At 50.4% G+C, this 8,090-nt stretch carries 10 protein-coding genes; 5 read left to right on the top strand and 5 right to left on the bottom strand.

The window, feature by feature from the left end; genetic code table 11:
• Nucleotides 1–176 precede the first annotated feature (176 nt).
• The 3 genes from ABYW01_RS08675 (at nt 177) to ABYW01_RS08665 (ending at nt 1,641) form a co-directional block, all read left to right on the top strand.
• Nucleotides 177–413 (top strand): hypothetical protein, encoded by a 237-nt coding sequence (locus ABYW01_RS08675; RefSeq protein ID WP_372832095.1) that lies wholly within the window; start codon nt 177–179, stop codon nt 411–413.
• A gap of 89 nt (nt 414–502) precedes the next feature.
• Nucleotides 503–1,240, top strand: a complete 738-nt coding sequence (locus ABYW01_RS08670; protein WP_372832094.1) for a hypothetical protein — start codon at nt 503–505, stop codon at nt 1,238–1,240.
• A gap of 65 nt (nt 1,241–1,305) precedes the next feature.
• Nucleotides 1,306–1,641, top strand: coding sequence for a hypothetical protein (locus ABYW01_RS08665; protein WP_372832092.1), 336 nt, complete (start codon nt 1,306–1,308; stop codon nt 1,639–1,641).
• Between the two features lie 73 nt (nt 1,642–1,714).
• On the opposite strand, the gene ABYW01_RS08660 is transcribed toward ABYW01_RS08665, so the two are convergent.
• From ABYW01_RS08660 to ABYW01_RS08645, 4 genes are all read right to left on the bottom strand, one after another.
• A complete protein-coding gene (locus ABYW01_RS08660; RefSeq protein WP_372832091.1) occupies nt 1,715–2,470 on the bottom strand; it encodes a hypothetical protein in 756 nt (251 codons plus the stop codon).
• A 243-nt stretch (nt 2,471–2,713) separates the two neighbouring features.
• The gene (locus ABYW01_RS08655; RefSeq protein ID WP_372832089.1) at nt 2,714–3,163 is read right to left on the bottom strand and encodes a GNAT family N-acetyltransferase; all 450 of its coding nucleotides are present in this window, start codon (nt 3,161–3,163) and stop codon (nt 2,714–2,716) included.
• Nucleotides 3,160–3,879 carry a GNAT family N-acetyltransferase gene (locus ABYW01_RS08650; protein WP_372832088.1) on the bottom strand — a complete coding sequence of 240 codons (720 nt, stop codon included), beginning with the start codon at nt 3,877–3,879 and terminating at the stop codon, nt 3,160–3,162. The genes ABYW01_RS08655 and ABYW01_RS08650 overlap by 4 nt, the downstream gene beginning before the upstream one ends.
• 281 nt (nt 3,880–4,160) lie before the next feature.
• Nucleotides 4,161–6,062: a DUF255 domain-containing protein gene (locus ABYW01_RS08645; RefSeq protein WP_372832087.1), complete on the bottom strand. Its 1,902-nt coding sequence runs from the start codon at nt 6,060–6,062 to the stop codon at nt 4,161–4,163.
• Between the two features lie 230 nt (nt 6,063–6,292).
• Here ABYW01_RS08645 and ABYW01_RS08640 point away from each other — a divergent pair, with 230 nt between their 5' ends.
• Complete coding sequence (locus ABYW01_RS08640; protein ID WP_372832086.1) at nt 6,293–6,814, top strand: methylated-DNA--[protein]-cysteine S-methyltransferase; 522 nt, start codon at nt 6,293–6,295, stop codon at nt 6,812–6,814.
• A gap of 34 nt (nt 6,815–6,848) precedes the next feature.
• On the opposite strand, the gene ABYW01_RS08635 is transcribed toward ABYW01_RS08640, so the two are convergent.
• Nucleotides 6,849–7,754, bottom strand: a complete 906-nt coding sequence (locus ABYW01_RS08635; protein WP_372832085.1) for a LysR family transcriptional regulator — start codon at nt 7,752–7,754, stop codon at nt 6,849–6,851.
• Between the two features lie 100 nt (nt 7,755–7,854).
• Between ABYW01_RS08635 and ABYW01_RS08630 the strand changes: the two genes are divergently transcribed.
• Nucleotides 7,855–8,090 (top strand): DoxX family protein (locus ABYW01_RS08630; RefSeq protein WP_372832084.1); only part of this gene is annotated, 236 nt, incomplete at its 3' end.

Below are 8,090 nucleotides of genomic sequence, written 5' to 3'. Positions count from 1 at the left end.
TGAGTGGATACCCACAACCGGTTATGCTTCATTGGCAGACGCCCAAAAAGATATTGGTGAGTATCTGATGGCGTACTACAACTGGACAAGACCCCATCAGTATAACAATGGCCAACCGCCTGCAAAGGCAGAAGAGAATCCTAAATTAATGTCCGGGATTAGTTGACCACTACAGTATGAGAGAAGCGAAAGAAGACTTGCTACTTTGTGGTCAGTCTAACTCTGGGCTCACAGAGCCAGCTCATTTCACGGCAATTGCTTTGGCTCAAATTACCTCCGTCTTTATAACAACTTATATAGAAGATAGTGATAGTGGTTTAGACTATAGTGACTCCTATTTATTTATAAAAATAATTGAAAACTACGTAAAAGAAGTTGGGGAAGCATTCCTTAGCATCGAAAAACCAATATAACAAGGCCAAGCACAAATGCGCAACAAGTTGCGCTGGACACGCTAAAGCTCGCCTGTGTTGGCGGCGTTAAGTTTCTCCGAGGAAGTAGCATGGACCAACTAGATTCGGTGTGCCCAATTTTCTGTGAAAAAGAAGGGGAACGGTTCTACCAAGCCGGTTCTGGAGTATTAATAGATTTTCGAGGTCATACTTTCCTTCTTACAGCCGCTCATGTAGTAGATGAACTAGAAAGTGCAGATCTTCTTGTTCCGCATGCCGACAATGAGATCAAGCCGATCGAAGGTTCATATGCCTACGTTAAATCTACTGGCCATAGGGAAAGTGATTTTCTGGACTACGGCTATTTCAAACTCGACAATAACTTTGCTGAAGCTCTCAGAGGGCTGTTTTATATAGTTAAAGAACATGAACTTGGTGTTGATAATAGCTACGCAAAGGGTGACTTGTTTACATTCGCTGGCTATCCTCACCGAAAATCAAACGTTGATGGTAATCGGGCATCAACCGAGTTCTATGCATATGGGACATATCATGCCAGTCCTGTTGAGTACGAGCGTCTCGGCTACTTTGAAGATGCAAACATCGTAGCAAAATTCAACCGTAAAAATTCGTTTAGTCTCAAAGCTAAAAGGAAAGAGCTACCAGTGCTACCTCATGGTATTAGTGGCGGTGGTGTTTTCATTTGGCCCAAGAAAGTGTCTGAAACCCCTCCAAGTAATCGAAGGCTTGTTGGGATTGGACACGCTTGGAAGAAAGAAGGCTATTTTATAGCTACTAGAATTGAGATATTTCTGGAAGCAATACTTAGGAATAATCCGATTCTTTAGGGGGGGCTTAACAAATCAAGCCAACAGAACGTGTAGTTCTCCCAATAAAGTAGACACCCCGTCCCATGAGTATCGATAAAACAGAAGCACTGCTACAAATCATCACCTTTGATCCCAATCGCGACGAAGCGATTGGGTATCTTCTTAGCTGCCCATGGGAGCCGGAGTTTGAGCCTGTTGTGGCTTCGGTATCGGTTCTGGTGGGTGTGCTGAAGCAATACGTTGCTGATCGCATTTCTGCGGATGATCTTGAGGAGTGGGCGATCTTTATCGAGTGTCGGGACGATATCGAGTATTCGGCCATAGAGGATTATGTGTACGCGTTGTCGAATCCATCTTTGATGGGGGAGATTAGCCAAGCGAAAGTTGCGCAGATGATCGAGCTGTTGGAAGAGAGCTGATGCGTTTGTCTGAGCGAAACAGTCGGGGTGGTTCACACCCCGATGTCAGATATCTGGTTATACGCAGCCGAACTTAATTAGCGGCGCAGTATTGCTCGGTCGGCACAGCACGCTTGATTTCATAGTTTGCGCCCGGCACCAGAATGTATTCACTGGCACCCACATCGCTGTCTGGGTTGCCCCAGTCGTAGGTGTAACCGACACCCGTCCAAGGTACACCCGCACTCGCACGGTAGCTTTTGTAATACAGGTCGCTGTAGAAGTCCTGATAGTCAGGGATATTCTTAACCTTCGGGTTTGTGTCACCAAACTGCAGGTTACAGCTTTTGTCGTTTACCTGAGGATCGACACAGGGGCGGAACATATCGTCCGGGCTGACCCACATTTCAACAAACACGTCGTAGTTCCAGTCTGGGCTCAGGCCTAGATACTGCTTCAAACGCAGGTCCAGCGCCTGTTTCGATTTGTCCGCATTGGTTTTCAGGAAAGCGCTGCATAATGCGTGCACCTGAGGGACGGCGGTCACCCACACGGCATAGTCTGGGTTGTCAGATGTTTTGGTATACGGCTTCATGAATTTTTCGTAAGCACCCTGAGCTTTCCATGTAGATACCAGCACTTTGGTTTTGTCCGAGTTCCAGACCAGATTTTTGTTATCCGGGGTGATTGCGTTCAGGTTGGTGTCGATCTCTGATTGCGCCAGAAATGCCGCATCGGCAACGCCATTCTGATAATCGGTATGGATATCTGCAACGGCATGGGTTGCGAGAGGGGTGGCGAGAAGAAGTGCCAAATGGCGCAGTGTTTTAACGTACATGTCAGTTAACATCCTTTGTTTATCCTTTTAATTGGCTGAGTATCGGTCCATTACCGCTATACAAGGCGGCATATCGCATAGACATGTCTAAATACCGGACGCCTTATTTTTCGAGTATGTAAACGTATCAACCGATGGGGAAACTACAGGAGTGATGTGCATTTTTATAGAGGATTTGGAGATGATATGGACAGAGGATTCACTTAGGTAAGCTAATCGTCTGCCAGAGATATAACTTGTTTTAGTACTAAGTCCTTAAGAAATATCCAGTTGATAGGTTTGCCAATGGGTTTTGCTGGCGACGCGGTCATAGACTGCACGCCCCCGGTAGTTATTCTCGGCGGTGATCCATCTTACGCTGGGCCAGTGCTGTTCTTTCGCAGAGGCATGCAGTGCATCAAACAGTGCATCAACCACGCCCGAACTTCGATACGCGGGATCAACAAACAGGTCATCCAGAAAACCAACATCTTTACCACGAAGTGGTGAAGGCATCGCGCGATAGTGCATAAACCCAACAGCTTGGCCGTTCTCATCCTTGGCGATCAGGGAGAAGAAGGCTTTGTTGTCGTCAAAGATCCATGACCAGACGTTTTCCAGTATCGTGCGATCCATGGGCATCTTATAGAAATCGGCATAAGCACTGAACAGGGTTTGCCACTGTTCGTAATCATTATGGCTGAGGGATGAAACGGTGATGCTCATGCGGCGTTCTCCTTTAAACAGGCTAACAAGCTGTTGATCTGCCGGCCGTTGTTATCAAAGTTGGATTCATTCAGCCAGCGCTCGAACATGGCCTGCAGTGTGGGCCATTCCTTATCGATGATTGAAAACCACGCGGTATCCCTATTCCGGCCTTTGTAGACTGTGGCCTGACGAAAGATGCCTTCAAACTGGAACCCGAGTCGTTGAGCGGCGTTACGTGAGCCTTGGTTGCAGGCGTCACATTTCCACTCGTAACGTCGGTAGCCCAGTTCAGCAAACGCCCGATGCATCATCAGGTACATCGCTTCGGTTGCCAGCGGTGTTTTCTGTAAGCGTGGTGAGAAATGAATATGACCTACTTCGATAGCACCCACGGTAGGTTCTATCCGCAGGTAGCTGGCTAACCCCACTGCTTGATCGCTGCGCTGATCGATAATCGTATAAAAGAGTGGGTCACGGCTTTGACTCGACTCTACTAACCAGACTTTGAAGCTTTCCAGTGTGTCGAATGGACCGTAGGGCAGGTAGGTCCAGTTCCGGTGGTTTGTATCCTCGGAAAACGCTTCAAACAGCTGTTGTGCATGGGACTCCGTGCAGAGGGCGACCAATCGGCAATATTGTCCAATCATCGGATCAGGTCCAGGATGTGAGCACGGTTGCCAGTTATTGAGGTCGACACCGGTATGTTGTCCCAGTGCGTTTATTTGCGTTTCCATGTATTAGAACTCCATCAATGTTCGGTGACGTATCTCGGCCATCACGTGTCGAGCCGGTGGGCGAGTACTGTATTGCCATTAGGATAGGAAATAGGATGGGGTAGGCGAAGACCCATTTTTAGGTCACCTACTGGGCCCACTTTCGAACTCTGAAACGGTGGTCGAAATGGCGCGGAAAATACTGTGCGGATGTGTATGCGGATGTATCGCCCAATCACACCTGTCACTGTGGTGTGATTGGGCTTGGGTGAGCTAGTTGTCAGATGCCACATCCCGTGTGGTCAGAGCGATGTTGCCCCTGCACGGAAAGTCGCGGCGGTTTCGCGAACCTGTTCCGGGGTGAACAGAGGAACAGAGCAACGATCCGGGTTGCAGATAAACACCACCGGTTTTCCCAGATCAGGATAACGGCCGGGTTTCTCGTAGTGCAGTAGCTTACGCGGATGGTGGGTGTCCATGCCTGCGGCATAGAGTGTTTGTGCGACGGGTGAGTCTGGCGCACCGACAACCGAGAACTCGACATAGGCGGCGGTTAATTGCTCCAGTGCCAATGCTGTTTTGCCGGTCATCTTACCTTCGCGCGCCAGAATGTCAGGCGTGGCGACCGCTCTGATCGTTGCTTCGGCAATGGGTTGGTAACGCGGGTCTTTGGTCAGAATGTGCAGGTCATAAAAGAAGCTGGCCGCCAGTGCGTTGTCTTCCAGTGGTTTACGCGGCGGGATCAGTGCGGCCGTATCGTCCGGTGTGGTCGCAAAAAAGCCATTGTTCTGATGATCGTACAGGGTTGTCAGCATGGCATCTGCCAGTGTGCCTGCCTGTTGTAACCAACGTTCCTGTCCGGTGGCTTGGTACAGATCCAGCAGTGCGGTGCCAAATTGTGCTTGCGGGCGCAAAAATGGACGAATCTCTTCGGTATGGGGATGAACGCGCTGATCGGCACTCATCTGCTGGTTATCTACGGACTGTCGCATCCAGCCATCAGGTTGTAGTCGTTCTGCCAGCAAGTGGTCCGCGGCCTTGACCGCGCGACCAAGGTAATCCCTGTTTTTGAACACTTCATAGGCGCGCGTATAAGCGCTAATCACTTCCGCATTTTTATCGGTATAGACCGCGTGATCGATGGGCGGAATACCGTATTTTCGGCGCTCTTCGTCTGTTTTGAGTAACCAGTAGTCCTGCGGCCACCAATTGTGGGGGAGGCCAGCGGGTTCGTCTTTCTGGTTGGCGTACCAGGTTTGATTCGGGCTGAGCATCCAGTCATTTAGATAACGATCAACTTCGGTTGCGGCACGGCGATACTTTTCATCGTTGGTGAGTTGGTACGCTTCGCTCAGGGCAAGCAAGGCATTGGCTTGGTTGCCGATCCGTTTCTCCGGTATGGCACGCAGTTTGTTAAATCGATCCGGTAGTTGGGAAATGGCCGGTGCGATAGGCACTTGATAGATACCTCCCCAGACGGGATCCAATGCACGAATAAAGGAGTCGCTGACTTTCAGTGCCATGTTGCGCAACTCAGCGTTATCGTACAGGTGGGCACGGTAATACAGGTGGTGCAGGCGTGGGCCGACCACTTCGGTGTTGATGCCCCAGCGTCCCCAACTGTCGGTTTTTTCGTTATAGGCGCGGTCCAGTTGCATACGTACCCGGTCGCGTACGCGGGTCAATTCCGTGTCGACCGGTTGGCTGGGTGCTGCATACGGTGAATTCGGGTCGGGTTTTAGGGTGCTCTGTTGGTGCTGGCTGACCAGATCATCCATCATGGGAATAAAGTTTCGTGGCAGCTTGTTCCCTGCCATGGCGAAGACCTGAGTCGCATCGGGCATTAGAAATGCGGTGGCTGGCCACGCCCAGTCAGAATAGCGTTCGCCAATATCGGGCCGGGCTTGTGCATCAACGGCCACAGCGATGAAATGCTGGTTAATCAGATCGATCACCGCCTGATTGCGATAGGTGACCCGTTCCATACGATTGCAGGCGGTACACCCCTCCATGCCCACGTTAATCAGAATCAGTTTGTTCTCTGCTTTGGCTTTGGCGAAGGTGCTCTGTGCCCAAGGTTGCCATTGGATACCGTCTTCGTGACCGAAATTGGCGGCAAAGGTCGTCGAGATAGATAAAAGGAAAACCAGACTGATTGAAAACACGTACGACGCGCAGCGGAACACTGGATTTGCCTGATGCATAACAGCAGCCTCGAGTTGGATTGTTCAGTTTGACCTGCAAATGGTCGTAAAAGTTTATGGCAACCTGTGACGTGGAGACACAAAGTTTAGACCTTGTTGGGAGTCCGGGCCTGCCCGATGAGATATGAAGTGCTTTCTCCAATTATTCGTTTGGTACACACTGCACATCCGTTCTTTGCCGGTCACAAGGTTGTGTCCGGCGTTCAACGTTCTATCGATGGAGCACCTACATGACGAAAACAATCAGTATCCAGTATTACACCACGGCTGTAGGTGAGTTGATTCTCGGCGCGACTGACGGTCGTTTATGTTTGTGTGACTGGCGCTATCGAAAGATGCGCGATGCGGTGAATAGTCGCATTAAGAAAACACTCAATGCGAAGTTCGTAGAGCAGGGTGATGCGGTGATTGATCTGGCGATCCAGCAGTTGGAGGAGTACTTCCTTCAGCAACGCCGTGAATTCGATGTGCCTTTGCTGACCGCTGGAACAAGCTTTCAAAAATTGGTGTGGGATCAGCTGCAACAGATTCCCTATGGCAGTGTCGCTAGCTACAAACAGCTGGCAGAAAAGATGGATAACCCCAAGGCGGTGCGTGCCGTCGCCAGTGCGAATGGTGCGAATGCGCTCTCTATCTTTGTTCCCTGTCACCGCATTATTGGCAGTAACGGTCAGTTGGTCGGTTATGCGGGTGGCTTGCCAGCCAAGCAAAAGCTGCTGGCGTTAGAGAGCGATCTGTTTGCGCTGTCCTGAGGATGGAATCAGCAATTAGGGCTTTCCTAAAAACTCAGTCACTCTCTTCGATATTCCTCTGTTGCACGTACGCTGAGAACTGCTCGATAAAGGTGGTGACTTTGGCCGAGAGGTGTTTGCGGTGCGGGTAGATCATGTTGATCGGGATCTCTGTCAGGCAGCACTCTTCCAGTAGGCTGATCAAACGACCCTTCGCCAGACTGTCTTGTACGGCGAAATCAGGTGCATAGGTGATTGCTGCGCCGGTCTTTGCCATATTTGCGGCGGCCAGTGCGCTATTCACACGTGCGATGATGTTGGGTTTTACATCAAATGCCCGACCGGCATGGGTGAATCCCCAACGGTTGGCCTGCCGGTAATTGGTATCAAAGACACAGGGCAGGTTGCAGAGATCATCCGGTGACGCGGGCATTCCGTGTTGTTCGAGAAATTCTGGCGCTGCGCAGAGTCGCATGGTGATCTTGCCAACCGGACGGGCGATCAGCGTTGAATCCTCCAGATGCCCGATGCGTATCGCCGCATCAAATCCTTCAGCCACGATATCGACATAGCGATCGTTCAGCATCAGCTCTACGTTGAGCTGTGGGTTTTGCGATGTGATCTGGGCGATAAACGGCATCATTACCAGCTCGCCAAACGTAGCGGGCGCAGAGATACGCAACCGGCCCACAAGGGTCTGATGCTCCTGTCTGACCTGTGCCTCCAGGGTGGCGATGTCATCCAGTACTTTTTTGGCTTCTTCGTAATAGCTCTGCCCCGTGGGAGTTAGCTGCATGCTGCGGGTTGAGCGGGTAATCAGGCGAACATCCAGCAAACCTTCCAGTTGGGATACGTGGGTGCTGATCAGCGCCTTGGTTTTACCCAGACGCTTGGCCGCCGCTGTGTAAGTGCCTTCTTCTGCCACGGCGATGAAGGAGGTCATCAGATTCAGTTTATCCATACTGTTCAATATTTCTTAACAATGAGTCAATTAAGTTGATTATTGTTTGAATTGGTTTGTTGGTCAAAAATATTCCTCAACAACTTAACGGGAAGATGAAATGACCACGCTAAACAACTCTAACGATTATGCAGCGACAGTTTTACGTCTGGCGCTGGGGGCTATGTATCTGGCACACGGCTTGTTGAAACTCTTGGTATTTACGCCGGAAGGTACGGCGGGCTTCTTTGGTTCATTAGGTTTGCCAGCGTTTCTTGGACCACTGACCATGGGTCTAGAAATCGCCGGGGGTGTCGCGTTGATATTCGGTGTCTACAGCCGTTGGATTGCGTTGGC

It is taken from the genome of Pontibacterium sp., from assembly GCF_041587635.1.
GTDB lineage: Bacteria > Pseudomonadota > Gammaproteobacteria > Pseudomonadales > Balneatricaceae > Pontibacterium.
This window is presented reverse-complemented; position numbering and strand designations above follow the sequence as displayed.